This window comes from Halorubellus salinus, from assembly GCF_020567525.1.
Taxonomy (GTDB): Archaea; Halobacteriota; Halobacteria; order Halobacteriales; family Natrialbaceae; genus Halorubellus; species Halorubellus salinus.
In genome coordinates, this window is the sequence record NZ_JAJCVI010000004.1 from 527801 (window position 1) to 551115 (window position 23315).

Here is a 23315-nt window from a genome sequence, read left to right on the forward strand (position 1 = left end):
GCTCGCAGACCGACGTATGCAGGTGGATACGTTCGGCGAGGGCCGGGACCTCGTCTGGGTGATGGGGTGGGGGAACGTCGTCGACAGCCGACACGAACGCTGGTTCGTCGACCGGCTGGTCGACGCTGACTACCGGGTGCACGCGCTCGAACTGCCGACGACGACGCCGGACTTCCAGCGCGATTGCGTCGCGCCCGTCCGCGAGTACCTCGACGACCTCGCGACGAGCGAGGACGCGACCGACGAGTACGCGGTCCTCGCGCACTCGATGGGGGGGCTCGCGCTCGCTCACGCCGACCCTGACCCGAAGGCGGTCTACCTGAGTCCGTGGTGGGGGATGCACGACGTCCCCATCGTCCTCGAACCCCTGCTCGCGCTGCCCGTGACGCGACCGATACTGCCGTTCACGGTCGCACCCGAGGACCTCGGGGAACTCGCGACGAGCGAGGACGCGACCGCGCCCTCGCGCATCGCGCCGAAGTGGATCCAGACGATCAGGGCGGCCCAGCGGTCGCTCCCCGCGCTCGACGACGCCGACCACGTGTTCTATACGCCCGACGACGACGTCGTCGACCCACGCGCCATCGAGCAACACGCGCCGGAGTCCCAGCGCACGACGTACGACGGCGGCCACGAGCTCTTCAGCTCCGAGGGCCGCGACGAGTACGTCCAGTGGGTCCTCGAGGAACTCCCCGGACCGAACTGACCGTCAGCCGTCACTCCCCCAACTTCGATGACAGAAGTTCTATGCTACTCTGTCGCATACCTTGGGGTATGGTTCAGGAGAGCGTCGAGTCCGCCCGCACCACCTGCAAGCACTGCGGTTTCAGCGCACCCGTCGGCGCCGACGTCTGGGACACGGCGACGCACCCGACGCTCGGCGACCTCATGCAGTGCCCCGACTGCGGGAGCACAGACACGACCAGCGGCGGCTGACCGAACCCGGACCCGCCCGAAAGAACCGGATTCGGCCGTTCGAGCCGCGTGAGAAACTCCTCGCGACGCGTCGCGAGTCAGCTCACGACGCGTCGACCGACCGGTCCTCGTGCCCGCCGTGCTCGCCGCCACCGGCGGCGTCGCCCGCGGACTCACCGGCGGTCATCGACCCCAGGAGTCGTGCGAGGAGCGCGACGCTCGCGACCGTCAACGCCCCGAAGACGACGACCTGCTCGAACGGCGCCGGCGCCCCGTCGGCCGCCATCACGACCACCATCGAGAGGATGGCGGCGCCGAGCGTTGCGACCTTCGCGAGCAACACGACCGCGAGCGCGTACCCCCACGGCCGGCGGTGGTGGAGCCAGTACGCGGCGACCACGAACCCGGGGAGGAGCACGCCGAGGTCGAGCGAGTGGATGACGTTCACCGGGATGTTTGCGTCCGCGGCGCTCGCGGGCGTCGTCCTGGAGAGCGTCGCGGGCACGATCTCGGCGAGCCACGCGAACCCGACGAGCGCGACGACGAGGATCTCGAACGCCACGACCGCGCGCAACCGGCGGCCGTCGAGCGCGCGCTTCACCTGCGTCGCGTCCAGGCGCAGTATCCCGGCGACGAACGCGCCGAGCGAGAGCGCCAGGAGCGCGACGTACGCGAGGTACAGCGGGTTGAACGTCGTCATGAACGCGTACGACGCGTACGTGTACAGCAGGTACCCGAGGACGCCGAGCCAGACGAGGTACCCGCGGAGGGACCCGCGACGCGCCGCGACGACCGACGCCAGGAGCGCGGGAACGGCGACGGCGAGCGTGAGGAGGTCCTGGCCGCGCGCCTGCGAGACGAGCGTCGGCGCGTCCCGATAGAAGTCGGGGACGAGGAGGCCGACCGCGGCCGCCGCCGCCGCCAGCGCCGCGATCACCGTCGACGCGAGGACGAGCGCTCGGGACGGCGGCGCGTGCCGGAGCGTGCTGCCCTGCACCGTCGCATCGCCGTCGCTGGTCGGGCCGACGGACGCGCTCATGAGCGGGGTCCCTCCACTCGGCGGTCCGATTCCGCGACGGCGTCGCGGTCGACGAGGGCGTCGACGGCGTGGACGAACGACGCGACGTCCTCCCAGTCCGTGTACTCGTAGTCCTTCGACGCGTCCGTGTCACCGGTCGCGTCCTTCGCGATGCGCTTCATCATGAACCGCTTCAGGAACCCGTACTCGGAGTACCGGATGGCGCCGGCGAACCCACCGACGACGTCGGGATTCCAGCCGGTCGTCTCCCGGAACTCGTCGACGTACCGCGCCGCGTCCGCCTGCTGCTCCGGGTCGGTCGACGCCGACGAGAGCGACACCTGGAAGAACGCGCTCGGACGCGTCGCGAGGCCGTCCCGCCACTCCCTCGCGAAGTCGACGACGACGTCCTGGTGCGCGCCCATGTGGATGGACGCACCGACGACGACCGCGTCGAACGCATCGACAGCCGGCACGTCACCGGGTTCGCCGAGGTCTCGCGTCGTCACCTCGTGCCCGCGCGCCGCCAGTTCCGTCGCGACGTAGTCCGCGACCTTCGCGGTCTGTCCCTCGCCCGTTCCGTACGCGATGAAGATAGTGCTCATACCTATAGAGACGCGACGAACGCGGATATACGACGTTCACGACTCTCTGAACCCGAGAACGAGCGGGCGAAGCAACCGTCAGTCGGCGGTCACGCCGACCTCCAGTAACTGTTGGCGTCAGTCTGTGGCGTCGACGACCTCGCAGCCACTGTCGGCGTCAGTCGGCGGCGTCGACGACCTCGTAACTGATGTTCGCGTCCCGGAGGCGGTCGGTGTGCGCGCTCAGCTCGTTCGTCGACGCGAGGACGAGCACGGAGAGGCCTTTGGTCGCCGCCTCCTGGACGGCTGCGGGGGTGCCGAAGCGAACGTCCGGCGTCAGCTCGCAGCGCTCCGCGGCGACGAACGCCTCGGTGCCCGCGGTCGCGAGGAGGTCGTGCTCGCTCGCGAGCGCAGCGATACGCTCGGGGTCGACCGCGCGACTCCCACCGTCCTGTACGCGCGGCACGCTCACGACCGTCACCGACCCGAGCTCGTAGTCGACGACGCCCTCGAAGTTCGTCACGCCGACGTCCTCGCCCTCGGCGGCGTCCGTCACCGCAACCGCAGTTGCACTCCCCGCGTCGCCGGCTATCGCGCAGAGGACGCCGTCGCGCATCGTCACCGACACCGTCTCGCCCTCCGCGACGTCCGTGCGTGCGACCGCCGTCTCCACCTCCACCTGTCCGATGACGTCGCTCGCGACGTGACTCACGTACTCCTGGAGGCCGTCGGTCTGCCCGATGAGCCAGTCGACGCCCTCCTTCGTCACCTCGTACCGGCCGCGGCCCTCCTTCACGACGAACCCCTCCTCGACGAGGCCCTGCAGGTAGTCGCTGACGGCCTGGGCGGTGACGCCGATCTCGTCGGCGATCTCCTGCTGGCTCACCGCCGGCTGGCGCTCCGCGATCTGTACGAGTATCTGATAGCGGGTCGCCGAACGCTTGCTCCGGAGGACGTCCGCGTCCGACTGCGAATGGTCGGCCATCGTCGACGGTACGTGGTGCGAAGACAAGTACCTTTGCGATAACACCGGCAGAGTTGTCCTCTTCCGTCTGATACGCGCGACTTCGGCAAGCTGACTTGATGTCGGGCGCCGATGGCTCGTGTGGAAGCCCAGCGGCGCGTCTCGTGCTAGCATGAATCACGTATCGTCTTGTGGACGGGCGACGCAGTGTCGCGCGATGACTGACCGACGCTTCCACACCGTCGACGTGTTCGCTCCCGAGCGGTACGCCGGCAACCAGCTCGCGGTCTTCCACGACACCGCCGACCTCGCGACGGCGGAGCTGCTCGCGCTCACCCGCGAGACGAACTACTCCGAGGCGACGTTCGTCGAGGACGAGTCGCCCGACGACGGCCGGTATCCCGTCCGCATCTTCGACCCCGCCGAGGAGCTCCCCTTCGCCGGTCACCCGACCATCGGGACCGCCGCGGTCATCAGGGAGTTCGTCCGCGACGACGACCCCGACGAACTCGTGCTCGACCTCGGCGTCGGCGACGTCCGCGTCTGGGTTGAGACCGACGCCGACGGCACCGAACGCTACTGGATGCAGCAGGTCGCGCCCGAGTTCGCCGCCGGCCTCGACCGCGACGCTGCCGCGAGCGTCCTCGGCCTCGACTCGAGCGACGTCCGGAACGCCCCAATCGACGTCGTCTCCACGGGCCTCCCGACGCTCGTCGTCCCCCTCCGCGACCTCGACGCCGCCGAGCGCGCCGCCACCCAACCCGAGGCGTACCAGCGCGAGGTCGTCGACGGTCTCGGTGGCGTGAACGTCCTCGTCGTCGCCCCCGAAACGGTCGACCCGGACGCCGACCTCCACGCTCGCGTGTTCGCGGACTGGGCGGGCGTCCCCGAGGACCCCGCCACCGGCTCCGCCGCCGGCTGCCTCGCCGCGTACCTCGCACGGCACGACGCCGACGCTCGCAGCATGGGGCTCGACGTCCCCGAGGGCGGCCGCGAGCGCGCGGACGGCCGCGACGCCGTCGACTTCGTCGTGGAACAGGGCATCGAGATGGGACGCCCCTCGCGACTCCGCCTCCGCGCGAGCGCCAGCGACGGCGAGGACCCCGACGACGAAGACCGCACCGACGTCCGCGTCGGCGGCCGCGTGATACCGGTCTCCGAAGGCCACCTCCTGTAGGTCCGGGAGCTACCTCCGCACTGTTCCGTGTGGTCGAACCGGCGACGTCCGCACTGTTCCGTGTGGTCGAACCGGCGACGTCCGCAACCACTAAACGCGCCACGCGCCTGACTTCGGGTAATGACCGACTGGACGGAGAAGTACCGCCCGACGACGCTGTCGGCGGTCCGCGGGAACGACAAGGCCCGGGACGCGTTCGAGAAGTGGGCGCGGACGTGGGACGAGCACCGCGAGGCCGTCATCCTCCACGGGAGTCCCGGGGTCGGGAAGACGTCGGCGGCGCACGCGCTCGCGAACGACATGGGGTGGGGCGTGATGGAGTTGAACGCGAGCGACTCGCGGACGGCGGACGTCGTGGAGAAGGTCGCGGGCGAGGCGGCGAAGTCCGGGACGCTCACGGAGGGCGGGGCGGGCCGGCGACTCGTGGTGCTGGACGAGGCGGACAACTTCCACGGGAACGCGGACTACGGTGGCTCGCGGGAGGTGACGCGGGTCGTGAAGGACGCGAACCAGCCGATCGTCCTCATCGCGAACGAGTTCTACGACATGAGCAACGGCCTCCGGAACGCGTGCCAGGACGTCGAGTTCCGGGACGTCTCGAAGCGGTCCATCGTCCCCGTCCTCAGGGACATCTGTCGGCAGGAGGGCATCGAGTACGAGGACGCGGCGCTGGATGCGATAGCGGAGGAGACGAGCGGGGACCTGCGGTCGGCGGTGAACGACCTGCAGGCGCTCGCCGAGCAGACGGCGGTCCTCACCGCCGAGGACGTCGTGACGAGCGAACGCGACCGCACGGAGGGTATCTTCGACTTCCTCGACGACGTCATCAAGCACGCGGACGCCGAGACCGCGCTCAAGCAGTCCTATGACGTCGACGAGACGCCGGACGAACTCCTGAACTGGGTGGAGGACAACGTCCCGAAGGACTACTACGGCGACGAGCTCGCGGACGCGTACGAGTTCCTGTCGAACGCCGACCGGTGGCTCGGGCGGGTGCGAGCGACGCAGAACTACTCGTACTGGCGGTACGCGGGCGACAACGTCGCGGCGGGGATTCCGGCGGCACGCCAGCACGACCACGGCGGGTGGACGCGGTACGGGCCGCCGAGTTACTGGTCGAAGCTCGGGCGGACGAAGGGGAAACGCAAGCAGCGGGACGCCATCGCCCGCAAGATCGCCGAACGCAGTGGGACGAGCATCGGGACGGCGCGCAGGCGCATCCTCCCGTACCTCTCGACGATGATCCATCACTGCAAGCCCCGCGAGCTGACGCTCGCGATCGCGGCGACCTACGAGTTCGATGCGAGCGACCTCGCGTACGTCACGGGGAGCGGCGAGTCGACGAACAAGGTCCAGTCCATCGTCGAGGACGCCGAAGAACGCCGCGAGCAGGCGGCGGTCGAGCACTCCGGCGGCGCGTTCGCGGGTGGACGCGCGAGCGACTCCGACGCGGACGAGCCCGACGGCTCGGAGGGGAGCGACGGCGATGGCGGTGGCGATGGGCAGGCGACGCTCGGCGCGGTCGCGAGCGAGGAGGCGGCGGGCGAGGAGTCGATGGGCGAGGAGGCGGACGCGACCGCGGCTGACGACGCCGACGGCGACGACGCTGAGGGGGAGACGCAGGACGTCGACGACCGGGCGGCAGACGCCGAGGAGGACGACGGGCAGTCGGGGCTCGCCGACTTCCTCTGACCGCCCGGCGCGGTCGACGCCCTTGGGGCCCTCCCACGCCGAATCAAGCGCGGAGGGCATCACCACCCGAGATAACCGATAGCGGCCACCTCAGACAACTTGCAGCGCGTTTCGCGTGAATTCATACCGCAACAGTTAATGCCAGAAACTCCCCTGTTCGAGATAGTTTTTGATGACGAACCGAACGCTCATCGCCCTGGTCCTCGCGGCGACGATGGTCCTCGCCGGCTGTAGCGGTGGGACTGCCACGGAGACCACGGCACCGACCGACGACACGACCGTCGAGGAGACGACGGTCGCGACGACGACCGAGAGCACAGACGACACGACCAGCGAACCGACGACGACCGAGGGCGAGGACTACCCGAAGGTCAAGACCGAGAACTGCAAGTACAGCGGCGAGGGCGACGACGACATCGTCCGCGAGTCCGGCGCGTGCCTGCCGTTCGACGCGGACGAGGTCTACCGGAACGTCGCCGACATGGCGGGCGTCGACATCGACAAAGGCCCGAGCGTGAACTCCATCCCGGCACGCGGCACCTCCCGCTACGAGTTCAGCTTCTCGAACAACACGTTCGGCGCGACGATGGGTATCGCGCCCGACGGACAGCCGAGCGTCTTCGTCCCCGGGTACGCGCAGCCGAACCAGAACCCCGACGGGACCGTCTCGCCCGCGGTGACGATGCGGTACATCGGCCTCTGGAACGACAGCGCGCTCCAGGAGGACCTCGGCATCCGCTACACCGCCGAGGACGCCGAGGTCACGGCCGCGCACGAGTTCCTCCACGTCATCCAGTTCTATCAAGGGAGCCAGGAACGCCTCGCGCAGAACCTGACGAGCGAGGGCGTGAACGTCAACGACGTCGAACTCGCGATGATCGAGGGGTCGGCGTCGTTCTTCGAGAGCCAGTACCAGCGCGAGTACATGGGCAACCCGAACGCGATGCGGAACTTCTCCGCGTGGTCGAACTCGAACGCGTACGCGATGAAGCAACTCGGACCGTACGTGGCCGGGTCGCACTACACGCGCTGGTACCTGAACGGCTCCACGGAGAACTTCGAGAAGATCTACGACAACCCGCCGGTCTCCATGGAGCAGATCCTCCACAAGTACGAGCCCGACGAGGAACTCCCGAAGAACCTCACGGTCGACGGCGAGGTATCCTCGGACTGGGCGACGCCGTCGTCGTCGAAGACGAAGGGCGAGCTGTTCCTCCGGTCGGCACTCCGCTCGGCGGTCAGCGGTGACGAGGCCGCCCGTGGCGCGGCCGGCTGGGGGCAGGACGGCGTCATCACGTTCCAGAACACGTCGTACTCCGCAGCGGGCAACTACAAGACCGGCTACGGGTGGGCGATCCGCTTCGACAACGCCACCGAGGCCGCGGAGTTCGAGTCCATCTTCGGCGAGTGGCTCGAAGCGCAGGGCCCGCAGAACAACGGCGTCTACGGCGAGTCGACCGAGGAGACGTTCCGGATGGTCGAGGTCTCCGAGGAGACCGTCGTCGTGCTCGCGGGTCACGAGGACTTCACGAGCCAGGCGACCGTGAGCGGGAACACGACCGAGGTCGTCATCGAGCACACGGGTGAGGACGAGACCCAGAGCGACTCCGTCGAGGACGACGACGCCGACGCGTTCGTCGCCGGCTCCGGGTTCGTTCGCGCGCAAGCCTAGACGACGCGCAACCGACTGCTTCGGTTCTTCGAAGCGAGTAGCGACGCCGCGAGCGACGCTCGACGTGATTCAGTGCCGTGGGGCGACGCTGCCGGGGAGGACGCTCACGGGGCGGTGTTCGCTGACGCCCGTGACCGCACTGGTGGGGTCGTCGTCGACGCGGCGTCGTCGCCGGGTATCCTCACAGGACCCCGAGTTCCTCGCCGGCGTCCTTGAACGCGAGGATGCAGTCCTCGATGTCGACGCGGTCGTGGGTCGCCATCGGCGCGACGCGAACCCGACTCGCGCCCTCGGGGACCGCCGGCGGGCGGACTGGCGAGGTGAACACGCCACGGTCGCGGACCGCGTCCGCGAGGTCCGTCGCGTCCCGCGGGTCGCCGACCAGCACGGGGAGTATCTGGGAGTTCCCCCGGACGTCGAACCCGACGTCCGTGAGGCCCTCGCGGAGGTGCGCGACGTTCTCCCAGAGCCGCGAGCGGATGGCGCCGTGCCGCGCGATGTGCAGCGCCTCGCTCGCCACTGCCGCCGCCGTCGGCGTCAACCCCGTCGAGCGCCCGAACGACCGCGCCTCGTTCACGAGGAGTTCGACGAGCTCGTCGCTTCCCGCGACGTACCCGCCCTGGCTCGCGAGCGCCTTCGAGAGCGCGCCGAGCTGGACGTCCACGCGGTCCGCGAGCCCGTCCCGCTGCACGATGCCGCCGCCGTCGTCGTAGACGCCGGTCGCGTGCGCCTCGTCGACCATCACCCACGCGCCGTGGCGCTCTGCGGCGTCACAGAGCGCCGCGAGCGGCGCGACGGCGCCGTCCTTCGGGAAGACGGTCTCGGTGACGACGACCCACGACCCCGGCGTGTCACAGCTCGCCAGCTTCGCGCGGAGGTCGTCGGCGTCGCAGTGGTCGTAGGTGACGACCTCGGCGTCGCTCAGTCGACAGCCGTCGACGATGCTCGCGTGATTCAGTTCGTCCGAGAACACGACGTCCGGGTCGAGCGCGCTGATGGTGCCGACGTTCGCCGCGTACCCCGACGAGAATGCGAGCGCACGGTCGGTGCCTTTCGTCTCCGCGAGTCGCGCCTCGAGGTCCCGGTGCACGAGCGTGTCGCCGGTGACGAGGCGGCTCGCGCCCGCGCCCGTGCCGACCGTCTCGGCGGCCTCCCTGGCTGCTTGCTGCACGCGCTCGTCCTGGGTCAGGCCGAGGTAGTTGTTCGACGCGAACACGAGCTCGCGCTCGCCGGCGAGGACCGGCAGGTCCCCGCCGGGGTCGGGCGCGAAGTACGCCGTCGAGTCGACGGCGTCGGTCGGCTGGAGGTCGCGGTACAGGTCCGCTTCGCGGATGCGAGCCACGCGTCGCGCGACGTCGAACCCGTGGTCGGACGTCCCCCCTTCGACGCCAGCGTCGTCGTCCGTCCCACTCATCTACCCCAGTAACTCGAATCCGATGTGATAGGTTTCCCGGTATCGCACGCGTCGACCGATGATCCATCTCCGTCCGCGAACGACCGCTCGTGGACGCCACCGCGCGAACGCGCGCATCACCGCCAGAACCCGGGCATCGGTCAGAACCCGGGCATCGGTCTCGCGGACCGGTACAGGATGGAGCGCCCGCCGCGCAACGCGCCAGGCAGCCGCGTCCTCGAGTCTCGCCCACGAACGCCGCGGGGCGTCATCGGGTGGCGGTGGCGAACGCCCAGGGGTCGAGTCTCGTGGCCGTCGCGTCAGTACGGGATGATGCGGAAGCCTTCGGGGAGCAGGAACCCGAACAGCACGAACAGGACCGCGGCGCCGCCGGCCGTGACGAGCGCGTACGGGACCTGCGTGCGGACGTGGGTGATGTGGTCGCTCCCGCTCGTCGAGGACGCGACCACGGTCCAGAGCGACGACGGAGAACGAGAGGAACTGGCGGAGGGGGACCGGTCGATAGTTCGGCCGCGGAGCGATGGGGCCGGTCGGTGACTCAGGCGGCGGTGGCGCGTGCGCCGGGCGCGACCCGGTAGGCGACGAGTGCCGCGCCGACGGCGAGCACGAACACGAGCCCGATGGCGATGGCGTGCGCGGCGAGTATCGTTCCGCTGGCGCCGCCCACGGCGACGCGACCGAACGCGATCTGGACGGGGAACGCGGCGAGAGCGCCGGCGGCGAGCCAGCGAGCGCGCGCGTCCAGCACGCGCCAGCCGCCGACGACTGCGAACACGAGCGCCGCGAGGATGGTCAGCGACACCGCGTAATGGGCGGTCTGCACGGGCGGCGTGTACCGCGACAGCACCTGCGCGCCGAACAGCACGAGCACGGGCTGGGCGACCGCGGCGACCGCGAGCGCGCGCCGGAACGCGCCCTCGTTCACGACGTCGCGGAGGACGAGCGCGGTCGCGACGACCACGCCCGCGAAGATGCTCATCGCCGTCCAGTAGTGCAGGAACAGGACGGGGCCCGTGAACTCGAGGACGGTCTGCCGGCCGAGGAAGACCTGCAGCGGCAGCAGGACGATGGCGGCCGTCGCCGCCAGCCGGACGCCGCGGCTGTGATCGTCGACCCACGCGAGGACCGCGGTCGCGAGGATGAACGGCCCGGTGAGCCCCGCGACCACGCGATGAATCATCTCGAAGCTACTCGGCACGGACTGCGGGAACAGGTTCAGGAACCCGCCGTCGCAGACCGGCCAGCGTGCCTGGCACGCCAGCCCCGCGCCGGTCGCTTTCGTCGACACGCCCAGCAGGATGGTGAGGAACGTGGCGCCAACCGTCAGTGCGGCGAGTCGCCGGAACCCGCGCGTGGACAGGTAGCCGTCGCGCTCGTCGTTCATACGCGCGTCTTCGGAGGGGACGTACTTACGTCGCTCGCAATCGGACCATCGTTCGAGTGGCGGACCAACCCGACTGCTCGGCTTCGGTCGAGTGGCGGACCAACCCGACTGCTCGGCTTCGGTCGAGTCGTTGGCTGCCGCGGCCGGCGACTGCTTATTGTCCTCGGACACCTACCAGCGGGCATGAGCGAATCAGATGCGAGCGAGCGCGACGTCCCTCAGACAGACGACGAGTGGCGCGAGAAACTCGACGACGAGTCCTACCACGTGATGCGCGAAGCCGGCACCGAAGCGCGATTCAGTGGTGACTACGTCGACCACTTCGAGGACGGCAAGTACCGCTGCAAGGGCTGTGGCGAGGTCCTGTTCGACTCGTCGACGAAGTTCGACCACGGCTGCGGGTGGCCGTCGTTCTACGCAGCTGAGGACGCCAACATCGAGAAACGCGAGGACCTCTCCCACGGCATGAAGCGTATCGAGGTCGTGTGCGCGAACTGCGACAGCCACCTCGGCCACGTCTTCGACGACGGCCCCGAGCCGACCGGGAAGCGCTTCTGCATCAACTCGGTCAGCATCGAGTTCGACGACGAATAGTCAGCACACCGACCGCGTTCGTCTCGGAGCGTTTCTCCCGGAAACCCCGTTCCGTGAGCCTGCGAACCGACCAGCTGACTCAGTGCTGTTGATCGAAACGGCGGAGATACCAACGCACTATGTCGCCGACGTGGTAGCGTGCTACACCCAATCTTCGGGGAGTTCGTCCTCGTTATCGGCGAGGAGCTCCAGTAGTGGTCGGATCTCCTCGAAATTCGGTCCCTTCGAGACGTGGTTCGTGTCCTGATTCCAGCTGATGAACCCGTACTCCTCCAGCTTCGGGAGGTGGACGTGTTTCATCTCAACGAGTCGCGTGAGTTCTTCGTCAACGGATTCGTCCGCATCGATGACGACCGACTCGTCGTCCTGGGGGTTGTGAACCAGCAATGCAAGCAGCAGCTTCCGACGCTGGATGTGGCTCAGGGCGTCCAGCATCTCGTCGGGTGTGCGCTGCTTGGCATCGTTCTCCATACGAACCGTAGGCGAGCCAAATATAAGGATTGTCCATATTTTCACGCTCGTTGTCTCTTTTGAGCAAGTGAGTGACTTCGACGATAGCGTCTGCTCGCCCTCTCAGTTTTCGCGGTCGAAGATCGGAAGAGAGACGCGCACCGAGACGGGTGCGTCGCGGTGTCGGGTGGTCGGTTCAGGCGACGCGGGCGAACGCGAGGTCGCCGCTGACGGACTCGATGTACGCGTCGACGACCTGGCCTTCGCGAGCGCCGGAGACGAAGATGGTGTAGCCGTTCTTCTTCGCGACGCCGTCGCCCTTGCGGCCGGTGCCGGTGATCTTGACCTGGTACGTGCGGCCGGACTCGACGTCCTCCGTGACGTTCGCGCTCTGCTTCTTCGAGGACTTCGCGACGGGCCGGAACGCACCACAGGCCTCGCAGCGGAGCATGTCGACGCCGTCCTCGGTGACGAGGCGCGTGTCGGGGAGGCCACACTCCGAGCACGTGACGAACTCGGTGACGTACGCGTCGATGGCGGCCTGGAAGTCCGCGATGTCGAACGACCCGCTGTAGCGGGCGGTGGAACCGTCGAACTGACCGCTCGTCCCGAGGTCGCGCTGGATGGAGCGGTGGAGGTGGTCGGCGTCGCGACTGAGGGCCTTCGCGATCGCTTCGAGGTTCGTCAGGCGCGTGAACGCACCGTCGGTCTGGCCCTCGGGGTCGGGGACCTGCAGACGGTCACCGCCTTCTCGCGGTGTCTCGGGCAGCACGTCGTAGGCTCTGTCGAGCGCTGTAGCGTATTCCATACCTACGTGACGACGCGGGGACGTAAAGCCCCTCCGAGACGAGCGTGGACGCGTCGCACGCCCCCCGCGCGCTCGACGGGAAGCCGCTCAGGCGTGCGGGGAGGCCGGTCTGGCGGTGGCGGGGATGGGGGTCAGTCGGTGGCGGGGATGGGGGTCAGTCGGTGGCGGGGATGGGGGTCAGTCAGTACGGCGACGCCAGTCCTCGAGCGTGTACCCGTCGTGTTCGGTCGCCTCGACGAGCTCCCAGTCGTCCTCGTCGAACTCCGGGTAGTACGCGTCGCCGTCGTACTCGCCGTGGACGCGACTCAACAGCTGGCGGTCGGCGACGTCGAGGAAGAGGCCGTAGATGGCGCTGCCGCCGAGGACGTAGAGGACGTCGCCGTCGAGGCGTTCCGCGACTGCGACGGCGTCCTCGACGTCGCTCGCGTGGTGGGCGGTGTCCTGGGGCCAGTCGCGTTCGGTCCGCGAGAGGACTATCTGTGCGCGGCCGGGGAGGTAGTCGAACAGCTCGAACGTGTGGCGCCCGAGCGCGACGACGTCGTCGGCGACGTGCTCGCGGTACCGCTTCGATTCGTGGGGGAGGTGCCAGGGGAGCGAGTTCCCCTGGCCGATGACGCCGTTCTCGGCGACGGCTGCGACGGAGACGATCTGCATACCGCTCGCTACGGTGTCGAGCGTCGTGAACGTCCCGGCTTCGGAAGGACGCGGCCGTCGGACTGTCGCGACGTTAGCGACGGTGGAGACGGCGGCGTCGGCCGGTTCGACGGCTGACCTGCCACCGTGAGGGGTGTTGGCATGCCAATCAACATACTTAAGTCTATCCCTCACCACTACAGATTGTGAGTGAAAATACTGGGCGGAAGAACCTCCGAATGCCCAACGACGACGAAGTGTTCGCCGTAGTGACAGAGCACAACGGCGGCAACCACGTGCAACTCCGCTGCGCCGACGGCGAGGACCGCATGGGCCGCATCCCCGGCCGCATGAAGTACCGCGTCTGGATCAACGAGGGCGACGTGGTCATCGCGGAACCGTGGGACTGGCAGGACGAGAAGGCGAACGTCGAGTGGCGGTACACCGACGAGGACGCCGACCAGCTGCGCGCGGAAGGACACATCGACTGATATCTCTTAGCTGACCGCAGGACGGCGGCGCGACGAGCGATTGCTCGCGGCCGAGTACCTTCGGATTCACGTCTCGCAGGCACCCGGAGTGACGACACCACCGACCACACCATCGACGCCGCTCGGGGCGAGCGGTCAGTCGGTGAGCGTCGCGAACGCGAAGAGGCTCTTCGTGCCGAGCGGGTCGTCGGCGGTGACGCGACGGACGTCCCCGAACCCGGCTGCTTCGAGCTGTTCGACGGTCGCGCGTTCACCGGGGGCGGAGAAGAACATCCGGCCGCCCATCCAGCCCTCGCGGACGGTCTCGAACCGCCCCGTGGGCAGGGTCATGAGGAGGTGACCGCCTGGTTTGCAGACGCGAGCGAACTCCCGGTAGACTGCGGGATGGTCGTCGCGTGAGACGTGGAAGACGGCGTGGTACGCGGTGATGGCGTCGACGCTGTCGTCGACCAGCGGGAGCTGAGTCATGTCGGCCTGTACGAGTCTCGCCCCGGGGACGGTCTCGGTCGCGAGCTCGAGCGCGCGCCGGGAGACGTCCACGCCGATGGCGTCCGCGGGGAGGTTCGCGAGCGTCCGCGCGCCGTCACCGCACCCGACGTCGAGGACGACCGGGTCCGCTGGCAGGTACTCGCGGAGATCGTCGACGAGGTCGGCGTCGCTCCCGGTCGGGTCCCGGGACCGAGCGTACGTCTCGGCGACGTCGTCCCAGGCGCGTTGCACGTCCTTACGGTCCATACGGACGGTACGGGCCGGAGCGAGAAAGAGACCAGGCCTGACGCACTCCCCGTCCTTCGTGCGAGCAGCCCGCACGCAACCGGGCCGCGTGAACGGTCCGGTAACCGACTGGTCGGAACGTGAAGCGTCTGAAACGTCGGCGGCCGTCTCGCACGTCGAGACCGACCAGCGGCTCCGACTCCCGGAACCTCCTCGTTTCACGCCGTTTCACGCCAACAGCGCCCTACGGTCGCTGAACGATACGAACTGTCCCCACCGGTTCGAGATAACCCGACCGTTGTCCGCGCTACCGTCCAAATAACGAATCCGGTTCGCGGAGAGGACTCCAGTGATGACACGACGCGAACCAACTCGACGCCGACTCGTCACAGGACTCGCAGCCGTCGTTACCGTCGGTCTCGCGGGCTGTGCGAACCCAGAAGAGGACGGCGGAACCAACGAGACAGATCCACTCGACGGAACCGGAACCGAGGGCGAGACCGAGACGGAGATGGAGACCGAGACGGAGATGGAGACCGAGACGGAGATGGAGACAGAGACTGAGTCGGAGACAGAGACAGAGACCGAGACGGAGTCCGAGACTGAGACGGAGACAGAGGCTGGGACGGAGACGGGTACCGGGACGGAGACTGAGGCGGGAACCGGGACGGAGACGGGGACGGCGGCGTCGATGGGGAACGCCGGCTAGTACCTGCAGGGGTGGCGTGGGCGCCTGGGGATGGATGGAGTGACACCGGCCGCGCGCGACCGCCGACGCGATTCCTACGACCCGTCTGGGCGGTCCGGGACGTCGCCCGGGTTCGTCCCGTAACGCGCTGGCACCCACCGCTGGTCGTCGATCGGCGGCCGGTACGCGGAATCGTCCGGACGCTCGGGGAGGTCGACGGGGTCGGGCGTGTAATCGGGATAGTCGAACTGATCGAGGAGGTGACTGATGCAGTTCAGGCGCGCGTGCTTCTTCACGTCGGCGTGCACGACGTGCCAGGGGGCGTGCGCGGTGTCCGTGTGGTCGAACATCTCGTCCTTCGCTCGCGAGTACTCCGCCCAGCGCTCGCGCGCCTCGAGGTCCATCGGACTGAGCTTCCATCGCCGCTTCGGGTCCTCGTTGCGCTTCTCGAACCGCCGCTCTTGCTCCTCGTCGCTCACGGAGAACCAGTACTTGATGAGGGTCATCCCCGATCGAACCAGCATCCGCTCGAACTCGGGCGCTGACAGGAGGAACTCGTCGTACTCCTCGTCCGTACAGAACCCCATGACGCGCTCGACGCCGGCGCGATTGTACCACGACCGGTCGAACAACACCATCTCGCCGGCGGTCGGCAGCTGTTCGGCGTACCGCTGGAAGTACCACTGGCCTTGCTCGCGCTCCGTCGGTCTCCCGAGCGCCACGACGCGCGCGACCCGTGGATTCAGGCGTCGCGTGATGCGTTTGATCGCGCCGCCCTTCCCGGCCGCGTCCCGGCCTTCGAACACCACGCACACCTGGAGGTCCTCCTCCTGGATGTGGTACTGGAGTTTCACCAGCTCTTCCTGGAGTCGTCCCAGCTCGCGCTTGTAGTGCTTCTTCTTCAGGACGCCGCTGTCCTTGTATCGGTCGGGGTACTCTTCGGGGTTCACGGGGAACTCACGTACCGATAGACGCTATCAGGGACCATATGCTCTCGTGCGGACGGTTGCCGGGTCGTCGCGCCCGTCTCGGATCGCTCGAGTCGCTGTCGCGCGTAGCCCCGCTGACGACCCCTTCCGGAACGGGACGCCCTCGACGCCGTCTGGCGTCCTCGACCGGGAGGAGTGATGCTCCGGCGCGGACGTTCTCGGGTGACTGGTCTGCTACGGGAGCGGCCGGGAGTGGGCAGGTTCGGTCACGGGCCGAACGCTCAAGACGCCGGTGGCCGTCCGCACGAACATGACCGTCGCACGCCCCATCGAACTCGAAGGGCACGTCATCGACTCCGGCACGCTCCAGCGATGCATGACGACCATCATGGACATGGGCGGGGACTTCGACGTGGAACAGTTCGACGTCGGCCGCCACAAGCTCGCGGAATCGTACTGTCGGATGCTCGTGGAGGCAGACGACGAGGCGACCCTGCACGAGATACTGCACGAACTCCATCAGACGGGCGCGACCGTCACGGACCCCCACGACGCCCAGCTGGAACCCGCGCCCGGCGACCAGGTCGTGCCGACGGGATTCTACTCGACGACGAACCACCCGACGGAGGTCCGTCACGACGGCGACTGGCTGCCCGTGGAGAACATCGAGATGGATTGCGCGATCGTCGTCGAACCCGACGCCGAGGACGGGCCGCGAGCGTACACGAAGGTCCTGAACGCCATCCGCGAGGGCGACCTCGTCGTCACCGACGAGTTCGGCGTGCGCGTCGACCCGCCGGACCGGCCGCGCGGCGACAGCGGCCCGTTCGGGTTCATGCAGGGTGGCGTCTCCCCCGAGCGCCCGAGCGAGAGCCTCATCGAGGAGGTCGCGGACGTCATCCGCGAGGCGAAGGCCGACGGCGGGAGCGTGCTCGCGGTCACGGGCCCCGCCCTCCTGCACTCGGGGGCTGGCCCGGCGTTCGCGCGCCTCGTCCGCGAGGGCTACGTGGACGCGTTGTCGACGGGGAACGGGTTCGCGGTGCACGACATGGAGCGCTCGATGTACGGGACGAGCCTCGGGATGAACGTCGAGACCATGGAGAGCCCGCGGAAGGGTCACAAGCACCACATCTACACGATAAGCGAGGTCATCCGAGCGGGCGGCATCGAGGCGGCCATCGAACAGGGGCTCGTCGACTCTGGCGTCATGTACGAGTGCATCCAGCACGACGTCGACTACGTGCTCGCGGGCAGCATCCGCGACGATGGCCCGCTCCCGGACACCATCACGGACGCCGTCGAGGCGCAGAACGCCATCCGCGAGCAAGCCCACGACGCCGACGTCGTCCTCATGCTCTCCACGCTCCTCCACTCGGTCGCCGTCGGGAACTGCCTGCCGTCGACGACGCCGGTGGTGTGCGTGGACATCGACCCGGCGACGGTCACGCAACTCCTCGACCGCGGGAGCGCGCAAGCGGTCGGGATGGTCACCGACGTCGGCACGTTCGTCCCGACGCTCGCGGACAAACTCCTGGACGAACCGGCCGCCGACTGCGAGGAACGCGACGAGACCGAAGAATAACCTCGCGCGCGCCGCTCAGAGCGCGTCGAGGACGTTCAGATAGCCGCTCCCGTAGAACTCCTTTCCGTAGCCCGAGGGCACGTCGGCGGCGCGCTTCAGCGCGCTCTCGACCTGGTTCGCGTTGTAGTTCGGGTTCGCGGACTTGACGAGCGCCGCCGCGCCAGCGACGTTCGGCGCCGCCATCGACGTCCCCGCCTTCCAGCCGTAGCCGGGGACCTGCGTGTCCGGCTCGTCGTCGCCGTCGGTGTCCTCGTACGTGAACACGGTGTTGAAGACGAGGTCGTTGAACCAGGGAACGCCCGTGCCGATCGCATCGAGGTCGGCGTCGCCGCCGGGCGCGCCGAGCGTGATGGCGTTCGTCCCGTAGTTCGTGTAGAATGCAGGACTCTCTGGTGGGGACTCGTCGCCGGCGTCCCACCCGTACCCGATGGGGCCGGTTGCGGCGACGGAGACGGCCTGTGCGCCCTCGTTCGGGAGACTGACGAGGTTCCCGTCGTGCTGGAGGTCCGCGCTGTCGTTCCCGGCAGCGATGGCGAGGAGCGTGCCCTCCTTGTTCGCGTACGTCATCGTGCTGTTGAGCACCTTCCCGTAGAACGACCCTTGTCCCTGCCGGGGGACGGGGTACGCGCCCAGCGAGAGGTTCGCGACGTCCGCGCCGACGTTCACGCTGTAGACGATGGCGGCGAGGATGTCCGCGAACGACGCGGTCGGGCCGGAGAACACGCGGCAGTCGACGAGGTCGGTCTTCGGCGCGGTGCCGTTCACGCCGATGCCGCCGCCGTTGTCTGCGGCGACGATGCCGGCGACGTGCGTGCCGTGGTCGTCGCCGCCGACGGGGTTGTGGTCGCCGCCGTCGTCGGTGAAGTTCCGCGAGAGGTCGAGGTTGAGCGGCCCGGCGAGGTCGGGGTGCGTTTCGAGGACGCCGGAGTCGATGACGGAGACGCGCGTTCCCTCGCCCTCGGTCGTCTCGTGCGCTTCCGGCACGTTCAGGTCGGCCTTGTCCCACTGGAGGAAGTCACCGGGTAGGCCCTCGTAGTCGCTGGCGTCGCTCGGGTCGAACGTCGGCGCTTGCGCGTTCGTCTCGGGTTCGTTCAGCGTGATCTCCACGTCGGGTTCGAAGGCCTTCACCGCCTTCGACCGTCGGAGTTCGTTCTCGCTCGCCTCGACGACGGCGAAGTTCACGCCGGGCATCTCGTGGACGACGTCCAGTCCGCGGAGCTTTCCTTTGCCCTTCGTCTGGACGATGAAGCGGTCCGTTCGCGTCGCCGCCGTCACCGTCGCCCCGGTCGCGATACCGCCGAGTACTGCGCCACTGACTGTCAGGAACGTCCGCCTGTTTACGTCTGGCATGCAGATTCACGTCCGGTCGGTGTCGCCATTGGTATAACACACCTACCGACTCCACGAAGGTGGCCACGGAACCCCGACGTATGGTGAAAAATGCGTTTGGTGATTGGTATTGGTTCTTTACCGGCCTGAGGCGCTGATTCCCGACACCAACGCGTCGCAGCGCCGAGCGAGGTATAGCGCTCGAACGCGTACACGACAGGGAAGATGCACGAGGGCACGCGACGGGTGATGGATGGCGACCGCTAGCGACCGCGACGACGCGTCGTCGTTCGCGAGCGACGGCGGGTCGATGTGGCGACTCTACGGCGAGTACGGCCGCGGGAACCTCTCGCTCGCCGGCGTCGGCACCGTCATGGCGGTCCTCTCGCGGGTCGTCGGCCTCCTGCCCGCGCTCCTGCTCGGGCTCGCCATCGACGCCATCCTCCTCGCCGACCGCCCGTACGCGCTCCCGCTCGTCCCCGACGCCTGGATCCCTGAGAATGCGCCCGGGCAGGTCTGGTTCACCGTCGGCCTCCTCGTCGCCGCGACCGCGGTCGGCGCGATAGCGAGCTACCTCCAGAACTACGGTTGGAACCGGTTCGCGCAGAACATCCAGCACGCGCTCCGCGTCGACGCCTACGAGTCGATGCAGGCGCTCGACCGGTCGTTCTTCGACCGGACGCGAACGGGCGAACTCCTCGCGGTCCTCAACAATGACGTCAACCAACTGGAGTCGTTCCTGACCGACGGCGTCAGCTCGACGCTCCGCTTGCTCGCGCTCGTCCTCGGCGTCGGCGCCATCATGCTCGTCCTCAACCCCGTGCTCGCGCTCGCCGCGCTCGTCGCCGTCCCCGTCCTCGGCGCGTTCACGGTCGCGTTCGTCCGCCGCGTCCAACCGAAGTACGCGACGATGCGCGCGAGCGTCGGGTCGCTGAACGCCCGGTTGGAGAACAACGTCGGCGGGATCGAGGTCATCAAGACCGAGCACGCGGAGGCGTACGAGGCCGACCGCGTCCGCGAGGCCTCCCGCGAGTACTACGACGCGAACTGGGACGCCATCCGCACCCGCATCACGTTCTTCCCCGGACTCAGCGTCATCTCCGGGCTGAGCTTCGCGCTCACGTTCGTCGTCGGCGCGTTCTGGGTGCTCAACGGTCCACCGGCAGTCCTCGCCGCCGTCCCGGAGACCGCGCTCGGCGTGCGCCTCGGCGTCGCCGACGCGGTCACGCCCGGCGAGTTCGTGACGTTCATGCTCTACACCCAGCAGTTCGTGTGGCCGCTCGCGCAGTTCGGCCAGATCGTGAACAGCTACCAGCGCGCGAAAGCCTCCAGTGAGCGCGTGTACGGCGTCCTCACCGCCGACGACGTCACGACCGACCCGGACGACCCCGTGCCGTTCGACGGCGTCGACGGACGCGTGGAGTACGACGACGTGACGTTCGCGTACCCCCGCGGGCCGGACCTCGTCGGGGACGGTGGGGGCGAGGCCGCCGACAGCGACGGCGACGACCGTGACGATGCGGTCGCCGACGCGACCGAGTCCGTCGACCCCGAACCCGTCCTCCGCGACGTGTCCTTCAACGTCGCCCCCGGCGAGACGGTGGGCATCGTCGGGCCGACGGGGAGCGGGAAGTCCACGCTCGTGAAACTGCTCGTCCGACTCTACGACCCCGACGACGGCGAGGTCCGCGTCGACGACGTGGACGTGCGCGACCGGTCGCTCGCCGACCTCCGGCGGGCCGTCGGGTACGTCGCCCAGGAACCGTTCCTGTTCTACGGGACCATCCGGGAGAACATCGCGTACGGGACGTTCGACGCGACCGACGCCGACGTCGAAGCCGCTGCGAGACGCGCGGCGGCCCACGAGTTCGTCGCGAACCTCCCGGACGGCTACGACAGCGTCGTCGGCGAACGCGGCGTCCGCCTCTCAGGCGGGCAGCGCCAGCGCGTCGCGCTCGCCCGAACGATCCTCAAGGACCCAGCGATACTCGTGCTCGACGAGGCGACGAGTCACGTCGACACCGAGACCGAGGCCATCATCCAGCGGAGCCTCGCGGAGCTCGCGACCGACCGCACCACCATCGCGATCGCCCACCGGCTGTCGACCGTGAAGACAGCCGACCAGATACTCGTCCTCGAAGGCGGCCGCATCGTCGAGGCCGGGACGCACGACGCGCTCGTCGCCGAGGACGGCCTGTACGCGAACCTCTGGCGCGTCCAGGCCGGCGACATCGACGACCTCCCCGCGTCGTTCTTCGAGGCCGCCATCGAGCGGCGCGCCGCCATCGAGGGCGGCGAGGACGACTGAGCGACCGCACCTCGTGGCCGTCGCTCGGCGTTCAAAGGTCCCGCAGGAGTTCGCGTCGCCGTCGTTCAGGCGCTCGCGTCGTAGCCAGCGTCCTCGACGGCGGCGACGAGCGCGTCGACGTCCGCGTCCCCGTCGACGGTGACGGTATCGGTCTCGTTGTCCGCGCTCGCGTCGGTGACGCCTTCGACCTCGGCGAGCGCGTCCTCGACGCTCTCCTCGCAGTGTCCACAGGACATCCCCGTGACGGTGAGTTCAGTCGTCATACCCGTTCGGTGGGTATCGAGCGTGAAACGAGTGACGAAAGACGGGAGCGTCGGGCGACGACCGGGAGCCGTCGCTCTCGACCGCTGCACGTCGCCGTCGGTCGACGACGCGAGCGCTCTTGGGTGGTTGTGTTCTGAGAGAATCGAGGTCTGAAACGTCGCCGTCAGGCGACGGCGTGGACCTTGGTTAGACGCGAAGAACGTTCTTCGCACGCGGGCCCTTGGGGGCCTGCTCGATGTCGAATTCGATCTCGGTGCCTTCCGTCAGGTCCTCGCCGCCAACGTCCTCCATGTGGAAGAAAACGTCGTCGTCGCTGTCCTCGGTGGAGATGAAACCGTAGCCGCCTGTGTCGTTGAAGAAATCAACCTTACCGTTTGCCATTGCAACTTAACGAAAGCCGACAGCACGGATAAGGGTTGTGTATCTGTTTTCTATGAGCGCAGAATAGAATACGAGTGTCCGCAAAGAAGCCACAATTCTGGATATCTGTTTCGGATGGGGTGGGTTCGCTCGGGATCGGTGACCGTTCAGTCACGACGGGGGCGAACTATCGACGCATCCACAGTTCGCGCCCCGGCTGCCATCCATTCCCACGCACTGGGGCTCCGTGGTGCGGTTCGACGACTGACGGCATCGACCGGCACGGCACGTGCTCGCACGGTCGTCGGGGTGGTCGCGTGGCTCGCGACGAGGGCGGTCACTCCCGCGCGTCGTACTCCTGGTAGATGACCTCGCCACAGGCCTTGCAGTGCGAGGCGTCCCGGTCGTGGTTCGACAGCCCGCAGTTCGGGCACGTCACGTCCACGGTGTCCTTCGACGCCCACTCGCGGACGATCTTGCTCGCCTGCCAGGGGATGAGGATGATGCCCGCGATGATGGTCGCGACCGTGATCCAGCGCCCGGCCCGCGTCATCGGCACGATGTCGCCGAACCCGACCGTCGACACGGTCACGACCGTGTAGTAGAACGCGTCCCCGAAGTTCCCGACCGTCGCGTTCACCTCGTGCTCGACGCTGTAGAACAACCCCGCGGACACGAAGAAGATCACGAGCACCGTCAGCAGGAGCTTCACCGCCCGGAGCGTGTTGTCCGACACCGTCCCGAAGAAGAACTCCGCGTCGCTCGTGAACCGATAGAACCGCAGGACGCGCACCACCCGAATCACGCGGAGGAACCCGAACTCCAGGGTCACCGCCGGTACCGGCGCGACGAGCACGAGCAGCGTCGGGAGGATCGCGAGCAGGTCCACCATCGTGTACCCGCTCGTCGCCTCCGCGAACCGGTCCTCGGCGCCGTACAACCGCAGCACGTACTCGCCGAGGAACACGAGCCCGATGCCGACCTCGAGGTCCCAGAGGAGCGCGTCCGTCGTCGCCGACGTCGGGTACGTCTCCGCGACGAAGATCGCGACGAACACGAGGTTCAGGACCATCAACGCGATGTCGATGGCCTTCCCGAGCCACGTCCGATGGTCGAGGAGGTAGAACCGGACGGTGTCGCGTAACTCCCGGCCGGTGTCGTCCGGCGTCGACGCCGTCCCCATACCCCCACCCAGCGCGTCGACGAACGTAGGTTCTCGGGTTCGGTCCCACCACCGGCTCGTCGTTCCACGTGGCGTCGTGAGCGGGGCGTGCCCCAGTTCTCGGGTCGTCAGTCGACCGCGACGCCCCGTTCGCACGAAGCATTATATTGTCTGTTATCGTGT

General features: G+C 68.3%; 25 protein-coding genes. 10 read left to right on the forward strand and 15 right to left on the reverse strand.

The genetic code is table 11. The annotated features are described in order from the left end of the window. Positions 1-16: 16 nt before the first annotated feature. Both LI336_RS13935 and LI336_RS13940 read left to right on the forward strand, forming a co-directional pair. Positions 17-706, forward strand: coding sequence for an alpha/beta fold hydrolase (locus LI336_RS13935; protein ID WP_227133738.1), 690 nt, complete (start codon positions 17-19; stop codon positions 704-706). A 68-nt stretch (positions 707-774) separates the two neighbouring features. Further along, positions 775-936, forward strand: coding sequence for a hypothetical protein (locus LI336_RS13940; protein ID WP_227133739.1), 162 nt, complete (start codon positions 775-777; stop codon positions 934-936). 82 nt (positions 937-1018) lie between these two features. Here LI336_RS13940 and LI336_RS13945 read toward each other — a convergent pair whose 3' ends face one another. The 3 genes from LI336_RS13945 to LI336_RS13955 form a co-directional block, all read right to left on the reverse strand. After that, positions 1019-1954 (reverse strand): hypothetical protein, encoded by a 936-nt coding sequence (locus LI336_RS13945; protein ID WP_227133740.1) that lies wholly within the window; start codon positions 1952-1954, stop codon positions 1019-1021. Continuing rightward, complete coding sequence (locus LI336_RS13950; protein WP_227133741.1) at positions 1951-2538, reverse strand: flavodoxin domain-containing protein; 588 nt, start codon at positions 2536-2538, stop codon at positions 1951-1953. Before LI336_RS13950 ends, LI336_RS13945 begins: the two co-directional genes overlap by 4 nt. A gap of 157 nt (positions 2539-2695) precedes the next feature. Further along, positions 2696-3502, reverse strand: coding sequence for a DUF7839 domain-containing protein (locus LI336_RS13955; RefSeq protein ID WP_227133742.1), 807 nt, complete (start codon positions 3500-3502; stop codon positions 2696-2698). A 196-nt stretch (positions 3503-3698) separates the two neighbouring features. Between LI336_RS13955 and LI336_RS13960 the strand changes: the two genes are divergently transcribed. The 3 genes from LI336_RS13960 (at position 3699) to LI336_RS13970 (ending at position 8022) form a co-directional block, all read left to right on the forward strand. After that, on the forward strand, positions 3699-4658 hold the full coding sequence (locus LI336_RS13960) for a PhzF family phenazine biosynthesis protein (RefSeq protein WP_227133743.1): 960 nt from the start codon (positions 3699-3701) through the stop codon (positions 4656-4658). Between the two features lie 120 nt (positions 4659-4778). After that, on the forward strand, positions 4779-6350 hold the full coding sequence (locus LI336_RS13965) for a replication factor C large subunit (RefSeq protein WP_227133744.1): 1572 nt from the start codon (positions 4779-4781) through the stop codon (positions 6348-6350). Between the two features lie 172 nt (positions 6351-6522). Next, positions 6523-8022, forward strand: a complete 1500-nt coding sequence (locus LI336_RS13970) for a hypothetical protein (protein WP_227133745.1) — start codon at positions 6523-6525, stop codon at positions 8020-8022. A gap of 181 nt (positions 8023-8203) precedes the next feature. Here the strand turns inward: LI336_RS13970 and LI336_RS13975 are convergent, their stop codons facing one another. The 3 genes from LI336_RS13975 to LI336_RS13985 all read right to left on the reverse strand — a co-directional run bounded on the left by LI336_RS13975 (position 8204) and on the right by LI336_RS13985 (position 10820). After that, complete coding sequence (locus LI336_RS13975) at positions 8204-9436, reverse strand: aminotransferase class I/II-fold pyridoxal phosphate-dependent enzyme (protein WP_227133746.1); 1233 nt, start codon at positions 9434-9436, stop codon at positions 8204-8206. A gap of 299 nt (positions 9437-9735) precedes the next feature. Continuing rightward, entirely contained in the window at positions 9736-9978 is a 243-nt protein-coding gene (locus LI336_RS13980) for a Na+/H+ antiporter NhaC family protein (protein WP_227133799.1), read from the reverse strand. Further along, positions 9975-10820, reverse strand: a complete 846-nt coding sequence (locus LI336_RS13985) for a COX15/CtaA family protein (RefSeq protein WP_227133747.1) — start codon at positions 10818-10820, stop codon at positions 9975-9977. Before LI336_RS13985 ends, LI336_RS13980 begins: the two co-directional genes overlap by 4 nt. Before the next feature lie 183 nt (positions 10821-11003). Here LI336_RS13985 and msrB point away from each other — a divergent pair, with 183 nt between their 5' ends. Next, entirely contained in the window at positions 11004-11414 is a 411-nt protein-coding gene (msrB, locus tag LI336_RS13990; protein WP_227133748.1) for a peptide-methionine (R)-S-oxide reductase MsrB, read from the forward strand. A gap of 141 nt (positions 11415-11555) precedes the next feature. On the opposite strand, the gene LI336_RS13995 is transcribed toward msrB, so the two are convergent. From LI336_RS13995 to LI336_RS14005, 3 genes are all read right to left on the reverse strand, one after another. Then, positions 11556-11885 (reverse strand): transcriptional regulator, encoded by a 330-nt coding sequence (locus LI336_RS13995; RefSeq protein WP_227133749.1) that lies wholly within the window; start codon positions 11883-11885, stop codon positions 11556-11558. A 175-nt stretch (positions 11886-12060) separates the two neighbouring features. Next, positions 12061-12672, reverse strand: coding sequence for a translation initiation factor IF-2 subunit beta (locus LI336_RS14000; RefSeq protein WP_227133750.1), 612 nt, complete (start codon positions 12670-12672; stop codon positions 12061-12063). Between the two features lie 177 nt (positions 12673-12849). Next, a complete protein-coding gene (locus LI336_RS14005) occupies positions 12850-13326 on the reverse strand; it encodes a dihydrofolate reductase (RefSeq protein WP_227133751.1) in 477 nt (158 codons plus the stop codon). Between the two features lie 185 nt (positions 13327-13511). Between LI336_RS14005 and LI336_RS14010 the strand changes: the two genes are divergently transcribed. Beyond that, positions 13512-13796 carry a translation initiation factor eIF-1A gene (locus LI336_RS14010; protein WP_227133752.1) on the forward strand — a complete coding sequence of 95 codons (285 nt, stop codon included), beginning with the start codon at positions 13512-13514 and terminating at the stop codon, positions 13794-13796. A gap of 135 nt (positions 13797-13931) precedes the next feature. Here the strand turns inward: LI336_RS14010 and LI336_RS14015 are convergent, their stop codons facing one another. Beyond that, on the reverse strand, positions 13932-14531 hold the full coding sequence (locus LI336_RS14015) for a class I SAM-dependent methyltransferase (protein ID WP_227133753.1): 600 nt from the start codon (positions 14529-14531) through the stop codon (positions 13932-13934). A gap of 331 nt (positions 14532-14862) precedes the next feature. On the opposite strand from LI336_RS14015, the gene LI336_RS14020 reads away from it, so the two are divergent. After that, positions 14863-15219, forward strand: coding sequence for a hypothetical protein (locus LI336_RS14020; RefSeq protein WP_227133754.1), 357 nt, complete (start codon positions 14863-14865; stop codon positions 15217-15219). Positions 15220-15293: 74 nt separating this feature from the next. Here LI336_RS14020 and ppk2 read toward each other — a convergent pair whose 3' ends face one another. Further along, positions 15294-16148, reverse strand: coding sequence for a polyphosphate kinase 2 (gene ppk2, locus LI336_RS14025; RefSeq protein ID WP_227133755.1), 855 nt, complete (start codon positions 16146-16148; stop codon positions 15294-15296). A 289-nt stretch (positions 16149-16437) separates the two neighbouring features. Here ppk2 and LI336_RS14030 point away from each other — a divergent pair, with 289 nt between their 5' ends. Further along, positions 16438-17709, forward strand: coding sequence for an ornithine cyclodeaminase, nickel-pincer nucleotide-dependent (locus LI336_RS14030; protein WP_227133756.1), 1272 nt, complete (start codon positions 16438-16440; stop codon positions 17707-17709). A gap of 15 nt (positions 17710-17724) precedes the next feature. On the opposite strand, the gene LI336_RS14035 is transcribed toward LI336_RS14030, so the two are convergent. Then, entirely contained in the window at positions 17725-19059 is a 1335-nt protein-coding gene (locus tag LI336_RS14035) for a S8 family serine peptidase (RefSeq protein WP_303646371.1), read from the reverse strand. A 232-nt stretch (positions 19060-19291) separates the two neighbouring features. On the opposite strand from LI336_RS14035, the gene LI336_RS14040 reads away from it, so the two are divergent. After that, complete coding sequence (locus LI336_RS14040; RefSeq protein ID WP_227133757.1) at positions 19292-21346, forward strand: ABC transporter ATP-binding protein; 2055 nt, start codon at positions 19292-19294, stop codon at positions 21344-21346. 65 nt (positions 21347-21411) lie between these two features. Here the strand turns inward: LI336_RS14040 and LI336_RS14045 are convergent, their stop codons facing one another. From LI336_RS14045 to LI336_RS14055, 3 genes are all read right to left on the reverse strand, one after another. Further along, positions 21412-21609 (reverse strand): heavy-metal-associated domain-containing protein, encoded by a 198-nt coding sequence (locus LI336_RS14045; protein ID WP_227133758.1) that lies wholly within the window; start codon positions 21607-21609, stop codon positions 21412-21414. A 187-nt stretch (positions 21610-21796) separates the two neighbouring features. Beyond that, positions 21797-21991, reverse strand: coding sequence for a cold-shock protein (locus tag LI336_RS14050; protein WP_227133759.1), 195 nt, complete (start codon positions 21989-21991; stop codon positions 21797-21799). Positions 21992-22307: 316 nt separating this feature from the next. Then, positions 22308-23153, reverse strand: a complete 846-nt coding sequence (locus LI336_RS14055) for an ion transporter (RefSeq protein WP_227133760.1) — start codon at positions 23151-23153, stop codon at positions 22308-22310. Positions 23154-23315 lie beyond the last annotated feature (162 nt).